26 protein-coding genes are annotated in these 24,908 nt (G+C 68.9%); 16 read left to right on the forward strand and 10 right to left on the reverse strand.

Translation table 11 applies throughout. From position 1 onward, the window contains the following. Window positions 1–26: 26 nt before the first annotated feature. On the reverse strand, window positions 27–305 hold the full coding sequence (locus BRW65_RS18020; protein ID WP_067271843.1) for a hypothetical protein: 279 nt from the start codon (window positions 303–305) through the stop codon (window positions 27–29). 239 nt (window positions 306–544) lie between these two features. Between BRW65_RS18020 and BRW65_RS18025 the strand changes: the two genes are divergently transcribed. Continuing rightward, window positions 545–1,732 carry an MFS transporter gene (locus BRW65_RS18025; RefSeq protein ID WP_347876627.1) on the forward strand — a complete coding sequence of 396 codons (1,188 nt, stop codon included), beginning with the start codon at window positions 545–547 and terminating at the stop codon, window positions 1,730–1,732. Window positions 1,733–1,854: 122 nt separating this feature from the next. Then, window positions 1,855–2,907, forward strand: coding sequence for a DUF3533 domain-containing protein (locus tag BRW65_RS18030; RefSeq protein ID WP_244168130.1), 1,053 nt, complete (start codon window positions 1,855–1,857; stop codon window positions 2,905–2,907). A 12-nt stretch (window positions 2,908–2,919) separates the two neighbouring features. Here the strand turns inward: BRW65_RS18030 and BRW65_RS18035 are convergent, their stop codons facing one another. Together BRW65_RS18035 and BRW65_RS18040 are read right to left on the reverse strand one after the other, a co-directional pair. Next, window positions 2,920–3,957: an LLM class F420-dependent oxidoreductase gene (locus BRW65_RS18035; RefSeq protein ID WP_073876909.1), complete on the reverse strand. Its 1,038-nt coding sequence runs from the start codon at window positions 3,955–3,957 to the stop codon at window positions 2,920–2,922. Between the two features lie 8 nt (window positions 3,958–3,965). Further along, the gene (locus tag BRW65_RS18040) at window positions 3,966–4,388 is read right to left on the reverse strand and encodes a nuclear transport factor 2 family protein (RefSeq protein ID WP_073876911.1); all 423 of its coding nucleotides are present in this window, start codon (window positions 4,386–4,388) and stop codon (window positions 3,966–3,968) included. Window positions 4,389–4,510: 122 nt separating this feature from the next. Here BRW65_RS18040 and BRW65_RS18045 point away from each other — a divergent pair, with 122 nt between their 5' ends. Continuing rightward, window positions 4,511–5,080: a PadR family transcriptional regulator gene (locus BRW65_RS18045; RefSeq protein ID WP_073876913.1), complete on the forward strand. Its 570-nt coding sequence runs from the start codon at window positions 4,511–4,513 to the stop codon at window positions 5,078–5,080. A gap of 42 nt (window positions 5,081–5,122) precedes the next feature. Here BRW65_RS18045 and BRW65_RS18050 read toward each other — a convergent pair whose 3' ends face one another. Further along, window positions 5,123–5,842 (reverse strand): NUDIX hydrolase, encoded by a 720-nt coding sequence (locus BRW65_RS18050; protein ID WP_073876915.1) that lies wholly within the window; start codon window positions 5,840–5,842, stop codon window positions 5,123–5,125. Between the two features lie 120 nt (window positions 5,843–5,962). Between BRW65_RS18050 and BRW65_RS18055 the strand changes: the two genes are divergently transcribed. The 6 genes from BRW65_RS18055 to BRW65_RS18080 are packed head-to-tail and all read left to right on the forward strand — an operon-like array spanning window position 5,963 to window position 11,827. Beyond that, window positions 5,963–7,006, forward strand: coding sequence for an amidohydrolase family protein (locus tag BRW65_RS18055; RefSeq protein ID WP_073876917.1), 1,044 nt, complete (start codon window positions 5,963–5,965; stop codon window positions 7,004–7,006). 51 nt (window positions 7,007–7,057) lie between these two features. Next, window positions 7,058–9,271: a xanthine dehydrogenase family protein molybdopterin-binding subunit gene (locus BRW65_RS18060; protein WP_208611858.1), complete on the forward strand. Its 2,214-nt coding sequence runs from the start codon at window positions 7,058–7,060 to the stop codon at window positions 9,269–9,271. Further along, window positions 9,268–10,125 carry an FAD binding domain-containing protein gene (locus BRW65_RS18065; protein ID WP_073876919.1) on the forward strand — a complete coding sequence of 286 codons (858 nt, stop codon included), beginning with the start codon at window positions 9,268–9,270 and terminating at the stop codon, window positions 10,123–10,125. The genes BRW65_RS18060 and BRW65_RS18065 overlap by 4 nt, the downstream gene beginning before the upstream one ends. 4 nt (window positions 10,126–10,129) lie before the next feature. Further along, entirely contained in the window at window positions 10,130–10,606 is a 477-nt protein-coding gene (locus BRW65_RS18070; protein ID WP_073876921.1) for a (2Fe-2S)-binding protein, read from the forward strand. A gap of 8 nt (window positions 10,607–10,614) precedes the next feature. Continuing rightward, a complete protein-coding gene (locus BRW65_RS18075) occupies window positions 10,615–11,505 on the forward strand; it encodes an SCO6745 family protein (protein WP_073877050.1) in 891 nt (296 codons plus the stop codon). A gap of 55 nt (window positions 11,506–11,560) precedes the next feature. Then, the gene (locus BRW65_RS18080; RefSeq protein WP_073876923.1) at window positions 11,561–11,827 is read left to right on the forward strand and encodes a YdeI/OmpD-associated family protein; all 267 of its coding nucleotides are present in this window, start codon (window positions 11,561–11,563) and stop codon (window positions 11,825–11,827) included. 6 nt (window positions 11,828–11,833) lie between these two features. Here BRW65_RS18080 and BRW65_RS18085 read toward each other — a convergent pair whose 3' ends face one another. The 3 genes from BRW65_RS18085 to BRW65_RS18095 form a co-directional block, all read right to left on the reverse strand. Continuing rightward, a complete protein-coding gene (locus BRW65_RS18085; protein WP_073876925.1) occupies window positions 11,834–12,187 on the reverse strand; it encodes a VOC family protein in 354 nt (117 codons plus the stop codon). 122 nt (window positions 12,188–12,309) lie between these two features. Beyond that, window positions 12,310–12,816, reverse strand: a complete 507-nt coding sequence (locus BRW65_RS18090) for a hypothetical protein (protein WP_073876927.1) — start codon at window positions 12,814–12,816, stop codon at window positions 12,310–12,312. A 142-nt stretch (window positions 12,817–12,958) separates the two neighbouring features. Further along, window positions 12,959–13,840 (reverse strand): cyclopropane mycolic acid synthase family methyltransferase, encoded by an 882-nt coding sequence (locus tag BRW65_RS18095; protein WP_073876929.1) that lies wholly within the window; start codon window positions 13,838–13,840, stop codon window positions 12,959–12,961. 180 nt (window positions 13,841–14,020) lie between these two features. On the opposite strand from BRW65_RS18095, the gene BRW65_RS18100 reads away from it, so the two are divergent. From BRW65_RS18100 to BRW65_RS18120, 5 genes are all read left to right on the forward strand, one after another. Next, entirely contained in the window at window positions 14,021–14,605 is a 585-nt protein-coding gene (locus BRW65_RS18100) for a hemerythrin domain-containing protein (RefSeq protein WP_073876931.1), read from the forward strand. Between the two features lie 177 nt (window positions 14,606–14,782). Then, window positions 14,783–16,111 carry an MFS transporter gene (locus BRW65_RS18105; protein ID WP_073877052.1) on the forward strand — a complete coding sequence of 443 codons (1,329 nt, stop codon included), beginning with the start codon at window positions 14,783–14,785 and terminating at the stop codon, window positions 16,109–16,111. 102 nt (window positions 16,112–16,213) lie between these two features. Beyond that, on the forward strand, window positions 16,214–16,849 hold the full coding sequence (gene phoU / locus BRW65_RS18110) for a phosphate signaling complex protein PhoU (RefSeq protein WP_073876933.1): 636 nt from the start codon (window positions 16,214–16,216) through the stop codon (window positions 16,847–16,849). A gap of 133 nt (window positions 16,850–16,982) precedes the next feature. Then, window positions 16,983–18,968, forward strand: coding sequence for a 4-alpha-glucanotransferase (locus BRW65_RS18115; protein WP_073876935.1), 1,986 nt, complete (start codon window positions 16,983–16,985; stop codon window positions 18,966–18,968). Between the two features lie 151 nt (window positions 18,969–19,119). Further along, window positions 19,120–20,478, forward strand: coding sequence for a WS/DGAT/MGAT family O-acyltransferase (locus BRW65_RS18120; protein WP_073876937.1), 1,359 nt, complete (start codon window positions 19,120–19,122; stop codon window positions 20,476–20,478). Between the two features lie 7 nt (window positions 20,479–20,485). On the opposite strand, the gene BRW65_RS18125 is transcribed toward BRW65_RS18120, so the two are convergent. Beyond that, the gene (locus BRW65_RS18125; RefSeq protein WP_073876939.1) at window positions 20,486–20,923 is read right to left on the reverse strand and encodes an ATP-binding protein; all 438 of its coding nucleotides are present in this window, start codon (window positions 20,921–20,923) and stop codon (window positions 20,486–20,488) included. Window positions 20,924–21,039: 116 nt separating this feature from the next. Here BRW65_RS18125 and BRW65_RS18130 point away from each other — a divergent pair, with 116 nt between their 5' ends. After that, window positions 21,040–21,972: an LLM class F420-dependent oxidoreductase gene (locus BRW65_RS18130; RefSeq protein ID WP_073876941.1), complete on the forward strand. Its 933-nt coding sequence runs from the start codon at window positions 21,040–21,042 to the stop codon at window positions 21,970–21,972. Window positions 21,973–21,978: 6 nt separating this feature from the next. Here BRW65_RS18130 and BRW65_RS18135 read toward each other — a convergent pair whose 3' ends face one another. Together BRW65_RS18135 and BRW65_RS18140 are read right to left on the reverse strand one after the other, a co-directional pair. Further along, a complete protein-coding gene (locus BRW65_RS18135; RefSeq protein ID WP_073876943.1) occupies window positions 21,979–22,797 on the reverse strand; it encodes a formate/nitrite transporter family protein in 819 nt (272 codons plus the stop codon). A 76-nt stretch (window positions 22,798–22,873) separates the two neighbouring features. Continuing rightward, entirely contained in the window at window positions 22,874–23,911 is a 1,038-nt protein-coding gene (locus tag BRW65_RS18140) for a 2-hydroxyacid dehydrogenase (RefSeq protein ID WP_208611861.1), read from the reverse strand. A gap of 128 nt (window positions 23,912–24,039) precedes the next feature. Between BRW65_RS18140 and BRW65_RS18145 the strand changes: the two genes are divergently transcribed. Further along, window positions 24,040–24,897, forward strand: a complete 858-nt coding sequence (locus tag BRW65_RS18145; protein WP_073876945.1) for an LLM class F420-dependent oxidoreductase — start codon at window positions 24,040–24,042, stop codon at window positions 24,895–24,897. Window positions 24,898–24,908: the final 11 nt, after the last annotated feature.

Below are 24,908 nucleotides of genomic sequence, written 5' to 3' on the forward strand. Positions count from 1 at the left end.
AGGCGGCCGCGCACCGGCGGTCAGCGTCAGCCGTGCGGGGCTTCGGAGATCTTGGTGTCCGGCTTGCCCAATGTCTGGCAGTACGTCGCCGCCGACAGCCGAGTGGCGGTGATTTCTGCGTTGGACGGGTCGGTGCCGTTCTTGTCCTTCAGCATCTTGGAGACTTCGTCGTTCTGCTTCTTCTCGTCCTGCGTGGTGAAGTCCTTGCACTTGGTGTCGCCGCCAGTATTGATCACCTGTGAGGCCGAACACGCGCTGGACAGCAGCACGGCTATCGCGAACGTCGCGGCCGCAATGTGCTTCATCGTTTGCCCTCCTGGAGCTTCAGTAGTGGATCAGTACACCAATTCGGGCAGTTTGAAACCCTGGCACGTCATTTGCCCCAGCGACCGTGCCGGTCGCGCCGCGCGCATTACCCGGGCGAACGGGAATAACTGCCTCGTCCACATCGTCGTTTAGGTTTCGTCGGTCCGAGCGCGGCTGGCTGCAAAAGGGAGGGAACGCCCCAGTGTCCTGGTCCAACGGCTCAACTCCGCCGTCGGCGTTGGCCACGCTGGACGGTTCGAAGGATGCGGCTCCGGCACGGGGGCCGTTCGCCGGTGTGCTGGTGCTGCTGCTGTCCATCGGCTGGGTCGCGAACCACTTCGTCGCGCTGATGCCCTTGCTCAGCGTTCGGCAGCACCTCAGCTCGGCCACGCTCGACGCGATCTTCGGCATCTACGCGCTGGGATTGCTGCCGGGCCTGCTCGTCGGTGGACGCGCATCCGATAGCTTCGGGCGCCAGTCCGTGGCGCTGGCCGGTTCGGCGACCGCCGTCGCGGGAACGGTGGCGATGCTGTGCTCGCAGCAATACGAGACGCTGCTGCTGGGCCGCCTGGTGGTCGGGCTCGGGGTCGGGCTGGCCATGAGTTCCTGCACCGCGTGGGCCTCCGACCTGAGGGGACCGGCCGGGGCGGCCACCGCCGGCGCGGTGTTGATGGGCGGTTTCGCGATCGGCCCATTCGTCGGAGCCCTGATCGCCGCGGTCGGGCCGGCCGGGGTTCGGTTGTCGTTCGGGGTCGCGGCTGCCATCGGCTTGGCGGCGATGGCCACCGCGCTCATCGCCGGGCGCGGAGCACGGACCGGAGCGCCGCCGGCCGCACCGGTGTGGGCGCCGCCGCCAGCCGCGGGGCAGGGCGCCGCGCGGGCCTTGGGCTGGGCCATGCCGCTGGCGCCGTGGGTGTTCGCGTCGGCGACGCTGGGGTTCATCGCCATTCCGGCCCGGCTGCACACCGGGCTCGCGGCGCCGATGGCCGCGGGCGTGGCCACGCTGACGGTCAACGGCGTCAGCGGCCTTGTCCAGGTTCTCGCTCGGGCGCACCGGTGGGGCCCGCAGGCCGGCACGGCCGGTGCGGCGCTGGCCGCGGTGGGCTACGCGGTCACCGCGCTGGCCCCGGCGACCATTGCGCCGGCGCTGGGTTTGCCCCTGTTCCTGGTGCTGGGGTGCGCGTCCGGCCTGTGTTTACGCGAGGGCTTGATCGACCTGGAGGCCGCGGCGCCGAGGCGCCTGCGGGGTGCGCTCGTGGGTGCGTTTTACGTGGTGACCTACGTCGGCTTCGGCCTGCCGCTGATCCTGACGACGGTCGGATCGACGGTTTCGACGGCGATCCTCATCGTGATGGCGGCGTTGGCCTTGCTTACCGCCGTGAGCCGCGCGGTTCGACTCCGACGGGAAGCCCACCGCCGGGGTTGACGGCATGTTTCGCCGGGCACCGCGCGGGTACACGCACTGATCACGGTCCGCGGCGGGTGGTTTCGCCGAGCGCCGCCCCTGGACCGGAGAAAAGCCAGCGCCCCATGACTAGAGACGCTTCCGTGAGCATCGCGCCGTCGGCCGGTGACGGCGTAGACCGCGTCGTCGAAACGCCGGAATCCGGCCGTAACACCGTGCGCCGGCTGTCGATTCGGCGGGTGCCGCTCGAGATCCGCAAGGCCGCAGCGGTAATGGCCATCGCGGTGGTGATGACGTCGACGTTCGCGGCCGCCTACACGGTGGCGCTGGGCCGGCCCGCCCCGCGGGAGCTACCCATCGGGGTCGTCGGGCCGGCCTCGGTCACTGCGCCCATCGTCGCAGGGATGCAGCAGGGGCGGCACGAATTCAACGTCCACACCTACCCGTCGCGACAGGCGGCCATCGCGGCCGTCGATCGTCAGACCATCACCGCCGTCATCGACGGCACCACGGCGCCACCGCAACTGTTGTTGTCGAGCGCCAGCGGCTCATCGGCGGCGCGCATCTTGACGCAACTGGACGAGCCGGCGCCCGGGCGTTATCTGCTGCCGATCACCGACCTGCACCCGTTGCCGGCCTCCGATCCGGCCGGCCTGGCGACGTTCTACGTGACGATCGCCGCCACGATCCTGGGGTTCGTCACGATGTTCCAGTTGCGCGCGAACGTCAAGACGCTCACGCTGCGCGGATGGCTGACGTGCGTGGCGGCCCTGTCCGTGATCGGCGGGGCGGCGCTTTCCGTGGTGGCCGGGCCGGTCCTGGACGCGCTCAATACCCGCTTCCCGGAGCTGTGGCTGCTGCTCTCGCTGCAGATTGCCATTGCGGCGCTGTTCAATTCGACCATGCTGGTGTTGATGCACCGGTGGGCGATCATCCCGACCTGGGGCGTGTTCATTCTGCTGGGCAACACGTCGTCGGGGGGCGCGGTTTCGGCGTCACTGTTGCCGCAGCCGTTCGCGTTCCTCAACCACGCGCTGCCGAGCGGCGCCACGGTCACCGCCATCCACACGGCGACCTACTTTCCGCACGATCAGCGCGTCTTGCCGTTCGCCGTTCTGGCGGCGTGGTTTTCGGTCACGTTGGCCGCCTTGGTGACGTCTTCCCGCGCGCTGGGACGTTCACCCGCGGAGGGGTAGCCGGGCGGGCGTTCAGAGGAGTTCGCGCAGCGTCTCGATCAGCTTGATCCGCTCGCCCGGGGTGGACGCGATGGGTGCGACGTTAAGCGCGGTGACCCCCGCTTCCCGGAACGCGGCCAGTCGATCCTTGACGAAGTCGCGGCTGCCGATCAGGTTCACGTCGCGAACCAGATCGTCGGGCACGACCTTGGCGGCGCCATCCTTGTCACCGGCCAGGTAGAGCTCTTGGATCCGGTCTGCCTGCGGGCCGTAACCATACTTGGTGGCCAGAGCGTGGTAGAAGTTCTTCCCCTTGGCCCCCATGCCGCCGATGTAGAGGGCCAGCTGAGGTTTGACGAATTCCCTTAGCGGCTCCACGTTTTCACCGATGGCGAGCACCGGGCCGGCGTAGATGTCCAGCTCACCCAGCTCGGCGGCCCGCTTGGCGCGGCCGGCGGCCAGCGCCTCGCCCCATACCTCGTGCGCCTTCTCCGGCAGGAAAAATATCGGCTGCCAGCCCTCGGCGATCTCGGCCGCGAGCTCCACATTCTTGGGCCCCAGCGCCGCGACCAATATCGGAATGCGTTCTCGCACCGGCCGATTGATCAGCTTGAGTGGCTTTCCGAGCCCGGTCCCCTGCCCGGGGGGCAGCGGAATCGTGTAGTACTTGCCCTGGTGTTTGACGGGCTCGCGTCGCCACACCTGCCGGCAGATGTCGATCACTTCCCGGGTCCGGCCGATCGGCGCGTCGTACGGCACTCCGTGAAAGCCCTCGATGACCTGCGGGCCCGAAGCGCCCAGCCCGAGGGTGAACCGGCCGTCGGAGACGTAGTCGAGTCCGGCGGCGGTCATCGCCGTCAGCGTGGGCGTACGGGTGTATAGCTGCAGGATCCCCGAGGCGAGTCCGACCCGTTCGGTGCTGGCGGCCAGGTAGCCCAGCGCGCTCACCGCATCGAACGAATAGGCCTCCGGAACAAAGACAATGTCAAGCCCGGCACGCTCGAGGTCGGCCACTTCGGCGGCCACGTCCTTGAAGCCGCCCGCATAGTTGATGCCTAATCCAATTCGCATGATTCCCCCTACGCGGTGGTGAACTCGTCGGCCAGCTCGAGCGCCTCTTGCTGGATCCGCTCGAATTGGGCGGCCATCGCCTCGGATAACGCCTTCGCGCCCGAGAGGGGCCGCACCATCACCATGAAATCGTCGATGAGGCCGTCCTCGTTGAAGTGCAGGAAGTCGCAGCCGGTGATCTTGACCCCCGGCGCCCCGGCCACTCCGGTCTCGAACACGAGCGCGTGGTCCCGGCCGTTGCCGTCGTGGATCTCACGGACGTAACGGAAGTCCTCGAAGATGCGCAGCACGCCGCGCAGGATCGCCGCGGTGATCGGCTTGCCGACATACGGCTTGAACGCGACCGGGCTGGTGAACACGACGTCGTCGGCAAGCAGCGCGTGGATGCCGCTCTCGTCGCGTTCTTCGACCGCCTTGCGGAAGGGATGCATCCGACACCTCGCCTTGGGGAATTCGGTTGAGAAGTGCCGTTGACGCTATGCGGTCAGCCCGCTGGTGTCCATAGTGCGATTAATCACTTTGTTGAATAGTCCCACTGTTGTACTCTTCTTCGATGTCGCTGCGTGACGCTGTCCTGGCGGCCCTCCTCGAGGGCGAGTCGTCCGGATACGACCTGGCCAAGGAGTTCGACGCCTCGGTGGCGAACTTCTGGATGGCCACCCCTCAGCAGCTGTACCGTGAGCTGGACCGCCTCGCCGAACAGGGCCTCATCCAGGCGCGCGTCGTGCAGCAGGAGCGCCGGCCCAACAAGCGCGTGTTCTCACTGACCGCCGCCGGCCGCGACGCGATCCGGGAGTTCACCCAGAGGGCGCCGAAGCCGTCGGCGATACGCGACGAGCTGCTGATCAAGGTCCAGGCCGCGGACGCCGGCGACACACCCGCCGTGCGGGAGTTCATCGTCGAGCGCCTGCAGTGGGCGACGGCCAAACTGCAACGTTACGAACGATTGCGGGCGCGCATTCTCGACGGGCGCGCCGAGGGGCAATTCCTGGCCGATGCCGAGCGGATCGGCCCCTATTTGACCCTGTTGCGGGGAATCGCGTTCGAGGAAGAGAACATTCGGTGGGCCGAGCGTGCGCTGGCCGTTATCGACCGGCGCCTGTCCGCGCGGCCTAAGCGCTGAGCGGGAAACCGCTCCTTGCGCCGCCGCGACTGGAAGCGATCCCTACTTCCAGGCGAAGACCGGTTGCTCCAACTCGTCGACCGCGTCCGGTCGGCCTTCCAGACCAAGCCACCTCAGCTGCAGCAGCACGGCGCCGGTCGGCGCGTGAATCAGGTCGTTCCCCAGCGGAATCTGCACGACCGGGCGCGGGCTCTCCGGGATGGTGATGAATCGCGGCGAGTCGGCACGCTGCAGCTGATGCAGCCCAACCCGGTACACCGCCACCACCTCGTCGGGCGCCGGGCGAGGATCGAGGCGTCCGCCACCCCAGATCACGACCGGGGTGATGACGTACCCGGACCGGGTCGGATAGTCGTCCAGGAGGCCCAACACGGTCGAGTCGGTCAGGGCGATGCCGACCTCCTCGCGCAATTCCCGCAGGGCGGCGTCGACGGCAGTCTCGCCCGGGTCGAGCCGGCCACCCGGCAGCGCCCATTGCGCGGCGTGCGAGCTGAGTCGGGACGCCCTGCGGCACAATAGGAATGCCGCGCCGCCGGACACGCCGACCATCCGGCCGTCCAGGCCGGGCTCCGGCATCGGGCGGTCACCGATCCATTCGTCCACCGGCGCCGGGTCCACCCGGTCCTCGCCGGGGGTGGAGTCGACCAGCACCACGGCCACCGCCGCGTGCCGCTTCGTGGGATCGGTCACCACGCGACGGTCGTGGCAGGCGAGATGGTCTCTGATCCGTTGGCGCAGCGCCTCGTCATACGAGATGGTCACGGGTTCGAGACTATGCGGCGGCGGCCCGCTAACCACGGTCTGTGGTTGGAATGACAATCCGGGTACCCGGTGAACGCCCGTCGGTGCGGATTCGTGGGTGTGATGGATGAGAGGAAGCGAATGAAGGTCATCGGATTCGAAGAGCATTACAAGCTCCCGGCCATCGGCGAAGCGCACCGAAACGACGGGCCGGACTCGGCGACCGAACTTCTGAAGAGCGCGGGTTATGGCTCCCCCGGCCCGGAAGGCGAATGGCCGCCGGGCATCAACGACCTGGGCGACGGCCGAATCGCCGCGATGGACGCCGCGGGGATCGACATGCAGATCCTGTCGCACTCCGTGCCGGGACCCGAGACGCTGGACCCCGCTTTGGCGGTCGAACTGGCCAGGCGGGCCAACGACGCGGTGGCGGCCGCGGTCGGCCGCCATCCCGACCGGTTCCGAGGATTCGCCACCCTCCCGATGCGCGACCCCGCGGCCGCGGCCGCCGAACTCGAGCGCACGGTCCGCGATCACGGCTTCGTCGGCGCCCTGATCAACGGCCACGTCAACGGGCGCTACCTGGACGACAGCTTCTTCTGGCCGGTCTTCGAATCCGCCGAAAACCTCGGCGTGCCAATCTATCTGCACCCGACCATCCCGCCACGGCCGATCATCGACACCTACTATGGCGGCTTCGACCCCAAGGTCTCCGCGCGGCTGGCGGGGGCAGGGGTCGGCTGGCATCTCGACACCGGGGTGCACTGTCTTCGGCTGATCCTGGGTGGGGTGTTCGACCGATTCCCGCAGCTGCAAATTATCGTGGGCCATCACTTCGAGGCGCTCAGCTGGATGGGCTGGCGGACCGACTACTCGTTTCCGGTCGACATGACGGGTCTCAAACGCACCGTGAAGGAGTACCTGCGGGAGAACTTCTACGGCGGCATCCTCGCCGGTGATTTCTTCAGTCAGGAGCCCGGCGCGACGGACCCCAGTTGGAGTTTGTCCTTCAACGCCTACCTGGCCATGGTCAACGTGATCGGCATCGACCGCGTGGTCTTCACCGCCGACTATCCCTACGGAAACATGAAGGCGTGCCGGCAGTTCCTCGACCGGATGCCGATCAACCAAGGCGACCGGGAGAAGATCGCCCACCTCAATGCCGAGCGGCTGCTGAGGCTTTGAGCCCGAGGGCGATTCGTTTGTCACGCCCGGTACCTGGGTAGATTGGGCCGGGTGATCGGAGCGCGGCTACAACGCCGCGAGGACGCGCGGCTGGTGCGCGGCGCGGGTGGCTACGTGGGTGACCTGCGTCTCCCCGGATGCCTGGACGCCGCCTTCGTGCGCAGCGGCGTCGCACACGGGGAGCTGCGCGCGGTGGACGTGGCGGCGGCCCGATCGTTGCCGGGTGTGGCCGCCGCATGGTCGCACGACGACCTCCCGTTCCTGCCGGACACGCCCCCGATGCTGGATCCCGATTCGGTCCACGGCCGGCGGTGGCCGGCGCTGGCCACCGAGCGGGTGCGCTACGTGGGGGAGCCGGTGGTGATCGTCGTGGCCTCCGACCGGTATTTGGCCGAGGACGCCCGCGACGCGGTGCTCGTGGATATCGCGCCGCTGCCCGTCGTGCTCGACCCGACCGAGGCGGCCAGCAGCGACGTGCAGTTGTTCCCGGGCAGGGGAAATGCCGCCACCGACAAGGAATTCGGCGATCGCATCGACGAGTCGGTGTGGCGGGACGCGGCCATGGTGGTGACGGCCAGCTACCGCCAACAGCTGGTTTCGCACATGTTCATGGAGCCGAAGGCGATCCTGGTGCGACCGGAGCCGGGCGGCGGGCTGACCGTGTGGGTTTCGCATCAGGCGCCACACCGGCTGCGCCGCGACCTGGCCGCCGGGTTCGGGTTGCGGCCGGAGCAGGTGCGCGTCATCGTGCCCGACGTCGGCGGCGCGTTCGGCGGCAAGAGTGAGACGTGGCCCGAGTACCTGGCGGTGGTCGCGGCGGCCCGGCGGCTGGGAAGGCCGGTGCGCTGGCTGGAGGACCGTGCCGAGTCGCTGACGGGTCCGCCGCACGGCCGTGGCCAGAACCAGCGGGTCCGCATGGCCGCGAGCGCCGACGGGCGCATCCTCGCCTACGAGTTGCACGTCGACGCCGACGTGGGTGGCTACCCGCACACCGGCTCGTTCGTGCCGACCGCGACGTCGCTGATGGCCACCGGCGCCTACGCGATTCCACACGTGCATGTCCGCGCCCGCGCCGTCGTCACCAACACCGCGCCCACCAGCCCCTACCGCGGCGCCGGCCGCCCGGAGGCGGCGTCGGCGATCGAGCGGACGGTCGAGCTGCTCGCCCGGCGGCTGGGCATGGATCCGGTCGAGCTGCGGCTGCGCAATTTCATTGTCCCCGAGGCTTTTCCGTATGCCGCCCCGACCGGATACACCTACGACAGCGGTGACTACGCCGCCGCCTTGGACCTCGCCGTGCGGGAGGCGGACTACCAGGGATGGCGCGGCGAGCAGGCGCGCCGCCGCGCCTCCGGCGAGCCGCCGATCGGCATCGGGCTGTGCACCTACGTCGAACGTTCCGGTGCGGGTGACGAATTCGGCTCGGTCGAAGCGCGCCCGGACGGCACGTTTGTGGCGCTGTCCGGCTGCTGCTCGACCGGCCAGGGCCATGAGACGTCCTTCCCGCAGGTGGTCGCCGCGGTGCTCGACGTGGACGTGGAGCGGGTAGGGCTCGTCGAGGGGGACACCGCCGTGATCCCCCAGGGCATCGGGTCATTCGCCAGCCGCTCGATGCAGACCGGTGGCGCGGCCTTGCACCGGGCGGCCGCCAAGTTGATCGACACCGCCCGGCAGCGCATGGCGGAAGTCTGCGCCGTCCCGGTCTCCGACGTCGAGTACCGCAAGGGCGAGGTGCACGCCGGCGGCCGCGCGATCAGCCTGGCCGACCTGGCCGCGGACGGCCAACTGCGCGCCGACGAGATCTTCGCGCCCCCGGAAGGGTTTCCGTTCGGCGCGTATATCGCCGTGGTCGAGGTCGACACCGAGCTGGGGGAGATCACCGTGCTGAAGGTCGTCGCCGTGGACGACTATGGCGTCGTGGTGAATCCGTTGATCGTCGACGGGCAGGGTTACGGCTCCACGGTGCAGGGGCTCGGGCAGGCCATGTACGAGCAGGTGCGCTACGACCCGGACGGCCGCCCGACCACGCTCACCCTGCTCGACTACCTGATCCCGACTATCTCGGAAGTGCCGCCGCTGCGCTTCGCGGAGACCTGCACGCCCAACCCGAACACGCCGCTGGGCGCGAAGGGCGCCGGCGAGGCGGGCTGCATCGGAACGCCGGCCGCGATCGTCAACGCCGTCGTCGACGCGCTCGGGATCGACGACCCCAGCCGGCTGCAGATGCCGCTCACCCCGTACAACTGCTGGCGGGCAGCCCGATGAAACCGGCGCCGTTCGACTACGTCGCCGCGCGCAGCGTGGACGACGTAGTGGCCGCACTCGCCGACGGCGACGCCCACGTCCTGGCCGGCGGGCAAAGCCTGGTGCTGGAAATGAATTTTCGCGCCATCAGGCCGCGGCGGCTGGTCGACATCAACGGTGTCGCGGGTTTCGACCGCATGACGCGCGACGGCACCGTCCTGCGGGTCGGCCCGCTGGTCCGGCACCGCGCCTTCGAATCCGATTGCGCGCCGGGACCGTTGGGCGAGCTGCTGCGGCGCGTCGCCCACCACATCGCCCACCCCCCGATCCGCGCCAGGGGCACCATGCTCGGGAGCCTCGCCTACGCCCATCCGGCGGCGGAGTGGCCGGCCATCGCCGTGGCGCTGGGAGCCGAAGTCGACCTGCTCGGCACGGGCGGGCACCGCACGGTGCACGCGAAAGATTTCTTCACCGGCCCGTTTTCCTCGGTCCGCCGCCCCGATGAACTGCTCGTAGCGGTGCGACTGCCCTTGCTCCCGGACGGCACGGCCGTCGGCTTCGTCGAACATCGGCGCACCCACGCCAGTTTCGCCGAACTGGCCGTGGCGGTGGCCGTTACCGTCGCCGACGGCCGCGTCGCCTCCGCCTCGGTGGGATTGGTCAACGCGGCGGACCGACCGGTGCGCGCCGCCGCGGCCGAGGCGGCGCTGATCGGGCGCCCCTTTGACGACGACGCCGTCGCCGCCGCCGCCCGGGCCGCCGCCGAGAGCGACGCCGACCCGCTACCCCAGCCCCACGCCGACATCGAGTACCAACGTCACGCGGTCGGCGTGCTCACCCGCCGCGCCCTCGCCCAGGCCCGAGCACCAAGATGACGCCGTGCACATCGAGCTGACGGTCAACGGGCACCGGCACGGCATCGACGTTCCGCCGCGCCGCACACTCGCCGACGCCCTGCGCGAGGACTGCGGGCTGACCGGCACCCATCTCGGCTGCGAACACGGCGTCTGCGGGGCCTGCACGGTGCTGGTCGACGGCGAGGCGGTGCGCTCCTGCCTGATGTTCGCCGTTCAATGCGATGGGCGGCAGATCCGCACGGTGGAGGGTTTGGCCGCCGCGGATGGTACTGATCACCCCCTGCAGCAGGCCTTTTCGGCTGAGCATGCATTGCAGTGCGGTTTCTGCACTCCGGGTTTCCTGATGCTGGCGGCGGGCGCGCTGGACTCCGACCCCGGCATCGCCGACGACGCGGAGCGGCTGCGGGAGTTGCTCACGTCCAACCTCTGCCGCTGCACCGGGTACGAGGCGATCCGGCGTGCCGTCGTCAGGGCAGCCCGAAGCGGCGAGTGTGGTTAACTGCGATCGTGCAAAGGGGACCGGCGCTGGCGCGGCGCTTCTTCGACAGGTTCGAACCGGTGCACGCGGTGACGTACTTCGCTCCGGAGGCACGGGCGGCGCTGGACGGACTGGGCTACCGGGGCTTCTGGATGGGTTACTTCGCCGCCCGCTCCGCGCCGCTGGGCATGGTGCCGCGGCAGGTGGTCGCCGCGATCTTCTACAACTTCGCGCCCGAACGGGTCGCCAAGGCGCTGCCGGCGGCATGGGAGGTCGCCGGCCCCGACGCCGCGTTGCGGGCCCGGCAGGAATCCGCCGTCGCGGCGCTGCGCCGCTATGGGTTGGAGGCCAACGAGAACGTCCGTACCGCAATGGAATTGGCGAGCAAGGCGGCCAGGCAGGCCCCGCTGGACGCCCGGCCGCTGTTCGCGGCCAACCTGGCGCTGCCGTGGCCGGACGATCCGCTGGCCGCGCTGTGGCACGCGACGACGCTGCTGCGCGAGCACCGGGGCGATGGGCACGTGGCGGTGCTGGCTGCCGCCGGCGTCTCGGGACGGGAGTCCAACGTATTGCATGCCGCGGCCGGCGGCGTTCCGCGCGAGTACATCGCACGCACGCGTGACTACGACGACGCCGCGTGGCGGCACCACGAGCAGCGGCTGACCGAGCGGGGACTGCTCGCCGCCGACGGCTCCCTGACCGCGGCCGGCCGGGAACTGAAGGACCACATCGAACGCTCCACCGACGCGCTTTCCCTGTCCGCGCTCGACGCGCTCGACGACGACGAGGTGGAGACGCTGTTCCGGGCGCTGACACCGATCACCCGTACCGTGGTCGCCGGCGGTGATGTGCCCGCCCTCACTCCGATGGGCTTGCGCCGCGACGAATTGCACGACGACAGCTCACATTTGACTTCCTAGCCGCCGCGAGCGACCGCAGCCGATTGCCTACCGCACGGCGGGCTAATCTAACCCCATGAGCAGCCAGCGGATACCCGGCGGCGTGGTGCACAAGCTGCCCGCCGACCTGCGCGAGTCACTGATCGGCAACGCCACGGCGCTCGCCGCGTGGAAGGACATCACGCCCTTGGCCCGCAACGAATTCATCTGCTGGGTCGAGGACGCCAAGCAGGAAGCCACCCGCCAGCGCCGCATTCGCCGGACGCAGGAGGAGTTGGAAGAGGGCAAGCGCAGGCCCTGCTGCTGGCCCGGCTGCAAGCACCGCGAGCGCAACGGGAAATAGCGGCGATCAGCGGCCCAGCGGCGTGTAGAACACCAAGCCATTGCCCTTGTTGTCATAGACCACGGCGCGGCGCTCGTGCGCGTCGTCGTACGGCCCTTTGACGACACCGCCGCCGCTGGCCTCTACCGCCTTCGCCGCGGCGTCGACGTCGGCGGTCTTGATGCCGACGACGACCTGGCCCGGTATGGGGTGATCCACGGCGGTCGCCAGCGCCAGCGTGACCGGGCCCCCGTCGAGGGCGGCGAAGTGCGCCCCGTCGCGGAACTTCAGCGCCATGCCCAGCGTCTCGCTGTAGAACCGGATCGACTCGTCGAGATCGTCAGTCGACAGGATGATCATCTTGACTTCGTGCTCGCTCACGGCGCCTCCTCTGGCTGGATGGCATCCAGACTAGGCCGGGGAGGGCTGCGGCGCCGATCGAACGACAGAGACGCTGCGCCGCAAGGTCATTGCCGCGCGCGGAGGACGCCGGCGCGATGAGATCAGCTGCGCCCCGCCGGAACGACCTGGCCGTCAAGGTAGTCCATGGGCGGTCCGTCCCCGTGTCCCGCGCCGTGGTCGGCCACCGCGGTGGCCATGGCGGTCCCATCCTGAATGGTTCCGACGATGATCACGTGGTCGTTGACCGTGAAATGGGAAGCGGCAGCGGGCTGTTGGTTGCCGTGCCCGATGAGCGTGGTGTCGGGCGTGACGAGATAAGTCTGTGTGTAGCCGTTGGCGCTGCGGGCGGTGACCGAGCCCGCTGACACGGCGACCACCGTGCCCTCTTGGCGAACCGGCTGCGACGCGGCTGGCGGCTCCTGACTCGCCTCGATCGTTCGCTTTTCATCGTGCGGCGCGTTGAGCACCAGGGCCGCGCACGCCGCCGCACACAGCATGGAGCCGGTCAGAACGTCGCATACGGCCGCTGCGCCCGCCCGCCGCCGCGGCGTAGGACCCGCCGGAGTTCTTTGCTCTGGCGCCGCGGCCATCCGATGCTTGGCACTCACGATCAATCCTTCCCTGCGGTTTCGCGCCGACGAAGGCCGGCGCGTACCGAATCAGGTTGTTGCTCGTGGATTTACCCCTGGCGTTGCATCAATAAACCGGCCCGGGGTGGTAGCTATCGGGCGACCGGACTTGTGCGGGTCGTCAGCCCTTGACGAGGGTGAATTGCGCGACGTCGGTGTAGCCCTCGCGGAACAGTTCGGCGCAGCCGGTCAGATACTTCATATACCGGTCGTAGACCTCTTGGGACTGGATCGCGATGGCCTCGTCTCGCCGCGACTCGAGGGCGGCCGCCCAGGTGTCGAGGGTGCGGGCGTAATGCAGGCGCAGCGGCTGGTAGAGCTTCAGGCTGAAGCCGGCGCGGGTCGCGTGCTCTTCGACCGTCTTGGCCGCGGGCAGGTCCCCGCCCGGGAAGATCTCTTCCATGATGAATTTCATGAATCGCAGTTTGGTCATGGTGATGGGCAGGCCCCGCTCGGCGAACTCATCGCGGCTGGGCTGGATGATGGTGTGCAGCATCATCACGCCGTCGGCGGGCAGCGCCTCGTGGGCCATCTTGAAGAAATCGGGGTAGCGGTCGCGCCCGAAGTGCTCGAAGGCGCCGATGGACACGATGCGATCCACCTTTTCGTCGAACTGCTCCCAGCCCCGCAGCAACACCCGCTTGGTTCGCGGGCTGGGGTGCTGGTCGAGGCGTTGTTGCACGTGCGCCTGCTGGTTGCGGCTCAGGGTCAGGCCGACGACGTTGACGTCATACTGCTCGAGCGCCCGGACGATCGTGGTGCCCCAGCCGCAGCCGATGTCGAGCAGCGTTTGGCCCGGTTGCAACCCGAGCTTGCCGAGCGACAGGTCTACCTTGGCGAGCTGCGCCTCTTCGAGCGTCATGTCGTCGCGCTGGAAGTAGGCGCAGCTGTAGGTCCGCGTCGGGTCCAGGAAGAGCGCAAAAAACTCGTCGGACAGGTCGTAGTGCGCCTGAACGTCGTCGAAGTGCGGCTCTAGGCTTACGGGCTCGCGGTTTTCCGGCACAAACAACCTCTGACATCGGTGGATTTAGCGGCGCGCCATCGCGGTCGATCGGCATACCGGTGTTCCAGTGTATCCGCAGGGTCCACGGCGCCGAACCAGAGCGTTCCGCCCGGTTGACTGGGTCCCCCGCCATGGGACACCATGGCGCAACCTAGCGGTGAGGGAGGTGGGGGCGTCGCGATGGCTGACATCACCATGTTGATCCTCGCCGACCACGAGTGGTTCCGCGAACAGTTCGCCAAGCTGGACTATCTGCAGGCGCAAGCGCCCGTCGACGAAACGGCCCTGGCACGCGTGTGGCGGCCCCTCGCCGACAAGCTGGACGTGCACGCCTACATCGAAGAGAAGATCTTCTACCCGCAACTGCTGAAGCGGGTCGGCGACGACGCCGAGGGTGAGACGCTCGACGCCATCGGTGACCACAACGACATTCGCGACGGGGTGCGCGACGCCAACGCAGCAGGGATAGGCACCGACGAGTGGTGGGCCGCGGTCGGCCGCACCCGCGAGGCCAACGACGACCACATGGGCGAAGAGGAACGAGAGGGGCTGTCGGACTTTCGCCGCACCGCTCCCATCGGCCTCCGGGAGGCCCTCGGCCGGCAATACAGCGATTTCATGGCCGAGCACCCCACCACCAAGGGTTTGCCGATCATCGACCGGGACCCGCAACAGTACGTCGACGAAATTGAGGCCGGCTCGTCGATCGAGCAGTCGCAGCCACGGGATTACTCGCTTCGCATCGGTAGCCTGAAGGGTCAATGAGTTCTTCTTGACCTCACCGGGTCGCTACGATCGGCCACCGGCCGATGCTGACGACGAGCCGGATGGGAGTGCAACTTGTTCGGCCCACGGGACTTCTGGGTACGCAATCCGTCGATGAATGCTCGACGCCGCCGTGGGAAATGGGCACGCAACGAGATCAGGGTCGCCGATCCGGCCATGCGCCAGGCCATCATGGGGACCGCCATCGGCAACTTCATGGAGTGGTACGACTTCGGCGTCTACGGCTATATCGCCACCACCCTCGCCCAGGTGTTCTACCCCGGCAAGAGTGTCAGCGGCGTCCACCTGATCGCGACCTTCGGTACGCTCGCCGCCGCGTTCGTGGTGCGCCCGCTCGGTGGCTTCATCTTCGGCCCCCTCGGGGACCGCATCGGACGGCATCGGGTTCTCGTGGTCACCATTCTCATGATGACGATCAGCACCACCGTGACCGGTCTGCTGCCCGGCTACAGCGCCATCGGCATCTGGGCGCCGATCCTGCTCGTCGTCGCGCGAATATTTCAGGGGCTGTCGACCGGCGGCGAGTACGTCGGTGCGATGACCTACCTGGTCGAACAGGCCCCGGACCACAAACGCGGCAAGACGGTCGGGTTCCTGCCGATGGGAAATCTGGTCGGGTTCGTGCTGGCCGGGATGCTGGTCACGGCCTTACAGACCTGGCTGCCGGACGAGGACATGCTGACCTACGGCTGGCGGATCCCACTGCTGCTGGGCGCGCCCTTCGGGCTGTTCGCGCTCTTCCTGCGGCTTCGACTCAAGGAGTCGTCCGCCTACCAGAGCGCAACGGAGGGCCCGCACCCGTCGGGCGGCCGCCGGCGGCAATTCCGGCGCACGGTCGTGGACCAATGGCGGGGGCTGCTGATCTGCGCGGCCCTGGTGCTCACATCCCAGGTCGCCGACTTCATGCTCACCGGTTACCTGCCGACCTACTTGAAGCTCTTCGTGCGTGCCGGCCACACCGCCGGGCTGGTGATGATCGTGGTGACGTTGGCGATCCTGATGGTCACGGTGGTGCTGGTGGCCAGCCTGTCCGACCGCATCGGCGTCAAGCCCATCATGTGGACGGGTTGCGCGCTGTTGGTCGTCGGTTCGATCCCCGCGTTCCTGCTCATCCGTTTCGGCGGGATCTACCCGGTGATCTTCGTGGGTGTGTTGCTGATCGGGTTGATGGAGCTGTGCTTCGACAGCACCGCGCCCGCCATGTTGCCGGCCCTGTTCCCCACCGACGTGCGATACGGGGCGCTGGCCATCTCCTACAACATCTCGATATCCGCAGTGGGCGGCACCACGCCGCTGATCGCCCAAGCGCTGGTGTCGGGCACCGGCAACGTCATGGCGCCCGCCTACATGCTGATCGTCGGCGGCCTGGTGGGCGCGGTCACGCTGCTGTTCACGCCCGAAGTCGCCGGGAAGCCGCTGCCGGGGTCGGGGCCCGCGGTGGAAACCGAGCAGGAAGCGCGTGAGCTGGCCGAGGACGTCCGGTAGCCACCGCTGGCGAATCACCTTGCGGGCGAACCGGTTCAGGTCGCCGCCTGCACGGAGTGGCCGGCAACGTTTAAATTGCGTTTCGCTGCCTATCTTTAAGGGATGAGGAGCGCTTTTCACCACCAGCTGGAAACGCTCACCCAAGAACTCGGGGCGATGTGCGCGATGGCCGGCGAAGCCATCGGGCTGGCCACCGAGGCGCTGCTGAAAGCAGACCTGGTGCTGGCGGAACGCGTCATCGCCGGCCAGGCGGACATCGTCGCCGTCAACACCGGCGCCGAGGAGACCGCATTCGCGTTGCTGGCGTTACAGGCTCCGGTGGCCACCGATCTGCGTGCGGTGGTCAGTGCCATCGGGATCGCCGCGGACGCACAACGGATGGGCGGGCTGGCGGTACACGTAGCCGACATCGCCCGGATGCGCCATCCCCACACCGCCGTGCCCGACGATGTGCGCCGCCACATCGCCGAAATGGGCGGGGTCGCCGAGCAGTTGGCCGGCGGCGCCCGGGAAGTGTTGTTGGCGCAGGATCCCCGTGGGGCGGCGCAGATTCGCCGTGACGATGATGCGATGGACGAACTGCACCATCAATTGCTGACGGCTCTGATGGACCCGGGCTGGAGGCACGGCGTCGCCGCCGCCGTCGATGTCACGCTGCTGGGTCGCTTCTACGAGCGCTTCGCCGACCACGCCGTGCAGATCGCGCGGCGGGTCATCTTCCAGGCAACCGGGCGCTAACCGAAAAAGCATGCTGGCGAAGGTGTTTCGGGCCCCTGTGTGAGAACCCACCGCCTGGGTATATAGAGCCTGTGCTTCTACATCTCCGCCGTCCCCTCGCCGCCGCCGGCGCCGCACCCGGGCCGGCGGCTTGATGGCGAAGCCCAAGCCTGTTCCCGATGACCTGCGCCGAGTGGCCGCGGCACACGGGGTGGCCACCTGCTACCGAAACGAGCGGCGGGAGCCCGTGGAGGTCGACGCCGACGTGGTGATCCGGGTGCTCGGCCTGCTCGACGTCGACGCCTCGAGCGAGACCGCCCGGCGGCAGGAGTTGGCCCGGCTCGCCGAGCGCGAGCGCGCCGGCGCGCTGCCGCCCACGATCGCGGTGCGGCTGGATGGCCGCCCCCGGTCCCTGCCGGGCGCTGCCCTCCTGGTGGCCGAGGACGGTAGCCAGACCGTAGTGCGCGACGAGTTGCCCGGCGAGCTGAGCGCGGGCTGGTACCGACTCCACCTGCGCGACGGGCAGCAGGCCACCGTGGTGGCCGCGCCGCCTCGAGTGCCGCCAACGCCGGCCACCTGGGGCTGGATGTTGCAGCTCTACGCGTTGCGATCCGGTCGGTCCTGGGGCATCGGCGACTTGGGCGACCTGGGCGAGTTCCTGACGTGGACCGCCGCCGAACACGGGGCCGGCGCGGTGCTGCTCAACCCGCTGCACGCGCCCGGGCCGACGCACCCGGTGCAGCCGTCGCCCTACACCCCGTCCAGCCGACGATTCGCCAACCCACTGGCGCTGCGCATCGAGGATCTCGACGCCTATCGCCGGGTCGACACCGACGCCCGCGGGGAGGTCGACGCGCTGCGGGTCTCGCCGACCACCGAGCGGATCGACTACGACCTGGTATGGGCGGCCAAGCGTTCGGCGCTCGAGCTGCTGTGGCGGGCCGAAGGCCGACCCAGCCCGCTGGACCCCGCGGCGGCCGGCACCGGTCTGCGCGACTGGGCCACGTACTGCGCGCTGGCCGAGCGGCACGGCGGCCGGTGGACCCGGTGGCCCGCACCGCTGCATGACGTCGCCGGACCGGCGGTGGCGGCGGCCCGCCAGGAGCTGGCGTCCCGGGTGGCCTTCCATGCCTGGGTGCAGCAACGCTGCAACGAGCAGCTGACCGCGGTGCGCGACGCCGCCCGCAACGCCGGCATGGCCCTCGGCGTCTTGCACGACCTCCCGGTCGGGGTGGACGCGAACGGCGCCGACGCGTGGGCGTTGGCCGACGTGCTCGCCACCGGGGTGAGCATCGGGGCGCCGCCGGACAACTTCACCCCGCGCGGGCAGGATTGGGGGCTGCCACCGTGGCGGCCGGACCGCCTCGCCGCCACCGGCTATGACGCCTTGCGGGACATGCTGCGCGCGGTGCTCGCCCACGCCGACGGGCTGCGGATCGACCATGTCGCGGGGTTGTGGCGGCTGTGGTGGATTCCGCCGGGCGACGGCCCGGACCGCGGCACCTACGTGCATTACGACGCCGACGTGATGCTCGCGGTCCTGGCGCTGGAGGCCCATCGGGCGGGGGCCGCCGTCGTCGGCGAGGATCTGGGCACCGTCGAACCGGAGGTGACGCAGGCACTGGCCGACAACGGGATGCTGGGCTGTGCGGTGTCGTGGTTCACCCGCGACGAGTCGGCGCCGGGCGAGCCGCTGCTGCCGCCGGCGAAATGGCCGTCGCGGGCCGCAGCCAGCTTGTCCACCCACGACCTGCCCACCGCGGCGGGCTTCCTGCGCGGCGAACACGTGCGGGCCCGCGCGGACCTCGGGCTACTTGACGACGCGGCGGGCGAGCAGTCGGTGGCCGACAAGGAACGAGCCGAGTGGGTGGAGCTGCTGCGGTCCGAGGGGCTGCTTTCGGGCCCCGACCCGGACGAGCCGGCGATCATCATCGCGATGCACCGATTACTCGCGGCGACCCCGAGCCGCCTGAAGCTGATCTCGCCCTACGACGTGCTTGCCGAACCCCGGCAGCCAAACCTGCCGGGCACCGTCGACGAGTACCCGAACTGGCGGTTGCCGCTGCCGGAGACGCTGGAGGAGCTGCGGGCCGACCCCAGGGTCGCGGCCGTCACCGCCGCCTTCCGCGCCGCGACGTAACCGGGCCAGGCGGCGGCGTCTCTCACTCCTTGAGCGCCTTAGTGCTTCCACCGATTCGCAGCTCGAAGACGATTAGCGACCGCTTGCTGCGGCTACTAAGAGATGGGCGTGTGCCGCGCGGAGGGCGCAACGAAAGGAACGGGGTACGAGCATGGAACCGATCTCTCCCACGGATGCGCTGTTCCTCATTGGCGAGTCACGCGAGCACCCGATGCATGTGGGGTCGCTGCAACTCTTCGAGCCGCCCAAGGACGCCGGGCCCCACTTCGTCCGTGAGTCCTATCAGGCCATGCTCGAGTGCACGGACGTGCAGCCGACGTTCTGCAAGCACCCGGCCTTCTTCGGCGGCCTGACCAACCTCGCGTGGTCGTTCGACAAGGACGTCGAGCTCGACTACCACCTGCGCCGCTCGGCCCTGCCAGAGCCGGGTCGGGTCCGTGACCTGCTCGAGCTCGTCTCCCGGCTGCATGGCAGCCTGCTCGACCGGCACCGCCCGATGTGGGAGGCCCACCTCGTCGAGGGACTGCAGGACGGGCGCTACGCCGTCTACACGAAGTACCACCACTCGCTCATGGACGGCGTGTCCGCGATGCGGCTGGTGCAGCGCGCCTTCACCCAGGACCCCGACGACGACGAGGTGCGCGTGCCGTGGAGTCTCGGGCCGCGCAAGCGCCGCGATGGGCACAAACGGCAATCGCTGCTGGAGCGGGCGGGCCGCACCGCGGGGTCGGCACTCGCATTGGCGCCGTCCTCGCTAAAGCTGGCCCGGGCCGCCCTGCTCGAACAACAACTGACGCTGCCGTTCCAGGCCCCGCGCAGCATGTTCAACGTGCGGATCGGCGGCGCCCGGCGGGTGGCCGCGCAATCCTGGTCGCTGGACCGCATTAAAGCGGTCAAATCGGCGACCGGACTGACCGTTAATGACGTCGTGCTCGCCATGTGCTCCGGCGCCCTGCGTGCCTACCTGCAGGAGCAGAGCGCGCTGCCGGATTCCCCGCTGACTGCGATGGTGCCGGTCAACCTTCGCAAGGCCGACGACGACCGAGGAGGGAACCTGGTCGGTACGTTCTTGTGCAACCTGGCGACGGACCTCGACGACCCGGCGAGGCGGCTCGAGATCGTCAGCACGTCGATCCGCGACACCAAGGAGATCTTTCAGCAGCTGCCCTCCGTCCAGCAGCTCGCCCTGTCGGCCTTCAACATCGGCGGCCTGTTCCTCGGGCTGATCCCCGGCTACCTGTCGGCGGCGTCACCGCCGTTCAACATCGTCATCTCCAACGTCTCGACCGGGCCCTCCGAGCCGCTGTACTGGCGTGGCGCCCGGCTGGACGGCAACTACCCGCTGTCCATCCCGCTCGACGGCCAGGCGGTCAACATCACGGTGACCAACAACGCCGACAACCTCGACTTCGGTCTCGTCGGCTGCCGCCGCAGCGTCCCGCACCTACAACGGCTGCTTGGCCACCTGGAGACATCGCTGAAGGACCTGGAACGCGCCGTCGGCGTGTGAGCCGCGGTTACGGTCTGGTGGTGTAGTCCAGGCACACGGTCGTGCCGTGGGGCTGGGCGTTGATGGTGCAGTGATCCGCGAGCGCGTGCATCAGCGCGATGCCGCGGGACCGCCGCGGGTCCCCAAGGCGTTGCGGCGAGGGATGGAGCCAGGATCCGCGGTCGCTGACGCAGACACTGATCGATTGGGCGGCGGGGTCGTGGCTTGCCTGCAGTTTCATCGTGCCGGTCGTGCGGTGGTCGCGGTATGCGTGCTCGACACAATTGGCCAGCGCCTCGTTGACCCCCAGAATGATGTCGTCGAGAATCTCCGACGGGGCCTCCGTCACCTCCTGGAGCCACCGCCGCAGCGCGCGGCGCAATTCCGCCGCGGTAACCGCGTCGGCGGCACCGGCGCAGGTCAATCGCGCGGGCGTGACAACGATTGGTGGCAGCAGTGAAGTCATGCAGACGGCATACCCAGTTGCGGCCCACCCGTTAACCCGACGCCCGTCTCGCTTTGGCCACAGGCGGGTACAGGTTCGGAATCGAGTTGCCGTACAACAAGATACAGAGGGATCCTATGGACTTTCGCGCATTCATCGAGCCGCAGCAGGGCGCCCGCTACGCCGACCAGGTGGCCGTCGCCCAGACCGCCGAGCAGCTGGGTTTTAGTGCGTTCTTCCGGTCCGATCACTACCTGGCGATGAGCGGCGACGGACTGCCGGGCCCGACCGACTCGTGGGTGACGCTCGGCGCGATCGCGCGCGAGACGTCGACCATCCGGCTGGGCACCCTGGTGACGTCCGCAACATTCCGCTACCCCGGTCCGCTGGCGGTCGCCGTCGCGCAAGTGGACGACATGAGTGGCGGACGCGTCGAGGTCGGGCTCGGCAGCGGCTGGTTCGAGAAGGAGCACCAGGCGTACGGCATCCCCTTCCCCCCGCTGCGGGAGCGGTTCGACCGGCTCGATGAACAGCTGGCCATCATCACGGGCCTGTGGACGACGGGGCCCGGTGAAACCTTCGACTACGCCGGCGCGTACTACACCATCACCGGGTCGCCGGCGCTGCCCAAACCGACGCAGAACCCGCACCCGCCCATCGTCGTCGGCGGCCTCGGCGCCAACCGCACCCCGCGGCTGGCGGCGAAGTACGCGACCGAGTTCAACATTCCGTTCGCGCCGATCGATGTGGCCGAAAAGCAGCACCAGCGGGTGGCGCACGCCGTCGCCGCGGCCGGCAGGCCCGGCGACTCGATGGTCTACTCGAGCGCATTCGTGCTCTGCGCCGGCCGAAACGATCGCGAACTGACCCGCCGCGCCGCGGCGATCGGCCGCGACCTAGACGAAATGCGTTCGAACAGCCCCTTGGTCGGCTCCCCCACCGAGATCGTGGAGAAGTTGGGCGCCTGGAAACAGATCGGGGTGCAGCGTGTCTACACCCAACTCCTGGACTTGACCGACCTCGCGCACCTGGAGCTGTTGGCGAGCGAGGTCATGCCCCAACTGCCCTGACGGCCGTCACGGGGATTCGGCGTCCGCGCGTTCCTCTTCGAGCCGGTCCTTGCTCCGCAGGAGCCGAAGCAGCGTCACGAACAGCAGCCCACCGATCATGTTGCCGACCACGGTATAGCCAAACCAGCCCAGCCAGGTCAGATAGCCGAACGGGGCATCCCCGGTGACGAGCGCGCCGAAGATCAGCAGCGAATCCAGGATCGAATGGAACAACCGCAGGCCGGCAAGCAGGAACGCGGCGGCCACGGCAGCGGCGATCTTGGCGGGCACCGAGTCGGTGCCGTGTTGCATCCGGGTCATCAGCGTGATGATCATGCCGCCGAGGATTGCCAGCACCATGCTCTGGCTGGACAGCGGCGCGGTGGCGAAGTGGGTGCCGGACTCGATGGTCTGCGCGTGCAGCTCGGGGAAGCCGGTCATGATCAGCCACATGATCACCCAGCCGCCGACCAGGTTCGCGAACATGGTGCCGCCCCACAGCTTGGCCAGCTGGCGCAGGTTGGCGCGCTTGGCGGCCACGGTCACGACGGGAATGATGAAGCCCTCGGTGAACAGCTCGCTGCGGCCGAGCAGCAGGGCCAGGAATCCAATCGAGAACGCCAGCCCGGCCAGCAGCGGTCGGTGGGTGGCGTCCAGCACGGACAGGTAGGCCAGCACCCCGATCCCCACCTCGGTGCCGCCGAAGAAGCCGGTCACCAGCACGCCGCGCCAGGTGCGGTGCAAGCGCTGGGTGCCCTCGCTCAGCATCCTGCCGAACGCGTCCTCGAGCTCGTCTTCGATCGGACTGTCGGTCTGCCCGAGCTGGCGCTGGGTGGTGTCACTCATGGTGGATGGCCTGATACCCGTTATTCGCCGGTTGGATCATCCGGTGTGAGGGATCTGACAACACCCGTCCCGGGCATTACCTGCGGGGTCGCAACACGGGTGTCACCAGCTCGCCGGTGTCGAGGTAACTCTCCAGGTTTCGGATGGCCAGCAGCGCCATCGCCCGGCGGGTCCGGGCGGTGGCGCTCCCGACGTGTGGAAACAGGACCACATTGTCGAGCTCGAACAGCTCGGTCGGTACATGGGGTTCGTCGGCGAAGACGTCCAGCCCCGCCCCGGCCAGGCCGCCGCCGACCAGCAGCTCCACCAACGCGTCCTGGTCGACGACGCTGCCGCGGGCGATGTTGACGAGATAACCCTCGGGGCCCAGCGCCTCGAGGACGGAGCGGTCGACCAGGTGGCGAGCGTGGGGATCGCCCGTGGTGGCCACGACGAGGACGTCGACCGACTCGGCCAGCTCCAGCGGCGACGGAGCGTAGCGATACGGCGATCCGTCGATGCGATGGCGGTTGTGATAAGCGATGGCACAGTCGAATCCGAGCAGCCGGGTCGCTATCGCCGAGCCGATACGGCCCAGACCCAAGATGCCCACTTGCAGTCCGCTGACGTCCCGGGCGTACGGGAACGGACCGCCGCGCACCCATCGGCCCGCCCGAACGTAGCGGTCGGCGGCGCCGAAACGGCGCAGAGTCATCAAGATGAGGCCCAGCGCGGTGTCGGCCACCGTGTCCGAAAGCACATCGGGCGTGTTGCTGACGCCGATGCCGCGGCGGCGCGCCGCGGGCAGATCGATGAGGTCCACCCCGGCGCCGTTGTTGACGATCACCTTCAGGTTGGGCAGCGCGGCGATGGTGTCCCCGTCGACACCGGCCGTGCCCGACGTGATCACGATGCGAACGTCGGCCGCGTGCGCGGCGAAGAAGTGGGCGCGCCCCGGACCGTCGGGGAGCCTGGGGATCTCGTACCGCGCGGTCAGCTCGGCTTCGAAAGTCCGCTCGAAGCGACCGATCCGCAGCGCGTTTCCAATCTTTTTTGTCGTCACACGTCCATCATCGAGCGTCGGTGAAATATTCGGGGGGCGGCCGTCGTTGTGACCCCCGACGGTGTCGGGCATTCCCCCGGGTACCACTTTGAGAACCGTCGCTTCGAGCGACCACTTGCCGAGAGGCGCGAAGACGGCACCGTCCCAAACTTTCTCCAGTGCGCGGGAAGCAATCACCTTGCGGCTTGGTTGCACCGCCAATGCGCATCGGAGTGGTGTTCCCGCAAACCGAACTTGGCGCCGACGCGGCGGTCGTCCGTGCGTACGGGGAGGGCGTGCAGGGGCTGGGATTCAGCCACATCCTGGCCTACGACCACGTCGTGGGCGCCGACCCCCGGGTGCACCACGGTTGGGACGGCCCATACGACATCGACTCGACGTTTCATGAGCCGTTCGTCATGTTCGGCTACCTGGCCGCGATCACCTCGCTCGAGCTTGTCAGCGGCGTCATCATCTTGCCGCAGCGGCAGACGGCGTTGGTGGCCAAGCAGGCTGCCGAGGTAGATTTGCTGACCGGCGGACGCTTCCGGCTCGGTGTTGGATTGGGCTGGAACGCGGTCGAATACGAGGCGCTGGGCGAGCGCTTCACCAATCGCGGCAAGCGCTCCGAGGAGCAGATCGACCTGTTGCGCCGGCTGTGGACGGAACGGTCGGTCACCTTCGACGGCAAGTACCACAGCGTGACCGCGGCGGGGCTGGCCCCGTTGCCCATCCAACGCCCGATCCCCGTGTGGATCGGCGCCGCCTCCGACCGCGGATTGGAGCGCGCGGGGCGCCTCGCGGACGGCTGGTTCCCGATGACCGCCCCGGGGCCCGGTTTGGACCACGCCCGCGAGCAGGTCCAGCGTGCGGCCGCTGCCGCCGGCCGTGCGGCGGACAGCCTCGGCATGGAGGGCCGGGTCCGCTGGACAGGCGACCGCGACCGGACCGCCCGCGAGATAGCGGCCTGGCGCGACGCCGGAGCCACCCACGTGTCGGTCAACACGATGAACGCGGGGCTGGAGACCGTCGACGACCACCTCGCCGTGCTGGGGCGGGTCGCCGCAGACCTGAAGTAACGGCGCCTCAA

The sequence above is a fragment of the Mycobacterium paraffinicum genome (assembly GCF_001907675.1).
Classification (GTDB): Bacteria; Actinomycetota; Actinomycetes; order Mycobacteriales; family Mycobacteriaceae; genus Mycobacterium; species Mycobacterium paraffinicum_A.

Coding starts and splice junctions, on each gene's coding strand:
- BRW65_RS18020 (WP_067271843.1), bottom strand. CDS start 305: ATGAAGCACATTGCGGCCGCGACGTTCGCGATAGCCGTGCTGCTGTCC.
- BRW65_RS18035 (WP_073876909.1), bottom strand. CDS start 3,957: ATGCGAATTGGATTAGGCATCAACTATGCGGGCGGCTTCAAGGACGTG.
- BRW65_RS18040 (WP_073876911.1), bottom strand. CDS start 4,388: ATGCATCCCTTCCGCAAGGCGGTCGAAGAACGCGACGAGAGCGGCATC.
- BRW65_RS18045 (WP_073876913.1), top strand. CDS start 4,511: ATGTCGCTGCGTGACGCTGTCCTGGCGGCCCTCCTCGAGGGCGAGTCG.
- BRW65_RS18055 (WP_073876917.1), top strand. CDS start 5,963: ATGAAGGTCATCGGATTCGAAGAGCATTACAAGCTCCCGGCCATCGGC.
- BRW65_RS18065 (WP_073876919.1), top strand. CDS start 9,268: ATGAAACCGGCGCCGTTCGACTACGTCGCCGCGCGCAGCGTGGACGAC.
- BRW65_RS18080 (WP_073876923.1), top strand. CDS start 11,561: ATGAGCAGCCAGCGGATACCCGGCGGCGTGGTGCACAAGCTGCCCGCC.
- BRW65_RS18100 (WP_073876931.1), top strand. CDS start 14,021: ATGGCTGACATCACCATGTTGATCCTCGCCGACCACGAGTGGTTCCGC.
- BRW65_RS18105 (WP_073877052.1), top strand. CDS start 14,783: ATGCGCCAGGCCATCATGGGGACCGCCATCGGCAACTTCATGGAGTGG.
- phoU (WP_073876933.1), top strand. CDS start 16,214: ATGAGGAGCGCTTTTCACCACCAGCTGGAAACGCTCACCCAAGAACTC.
- BRW65_RS18115 (WP_073876935.1), top strand. CDS start 16,983: ATGGCGAAGCCCAAGCCTGTTCCCGATGACCTGCGCCGAGTGGCCGCG.
- BRW65_RS18120 (WP_073876937.1), top strand. CDS start 19,120: ATGGAACCGATCTCTCCCACGGATGCGCTGTTCCTCATTGGCGAGTCA.
- BRW65_RS18125 (WP_073876939.1), bottom strand. CDS start 20,923: ATGACTTCACTGCTGCCACCAATCGTTGTCACGCCCGCGCGATTGACC.
- BRW65_RS18130 (WP_073876941.1), top strand. CDS start 21,040: ATGGACTTTCGCGCATTCATCGAGCCGCAGCAGGGCGCCCGCTACGCC.
- BRW65_RS18135 (WP_073876943.1), bottom strand. CDS start 22,797: ATGAGTGACACCACCCAGCGCCAGCTCGGGCAGACCGACAGTCCGATC.
- BRW65_RS18140 (WP_208611861.1), bottom strand. CDS start 23,911: ATGCCCGACACCGTCGGGGGTCACAACGACGGCCGCCCCCCGAATATT.
- BRW65_RS18145 (WP_073876945.1), top strand. CDS start 24,040: ATGCGCATCGGAGTGGTGTTCCCGCAAACCGAACTTGGCGCCGACGCG.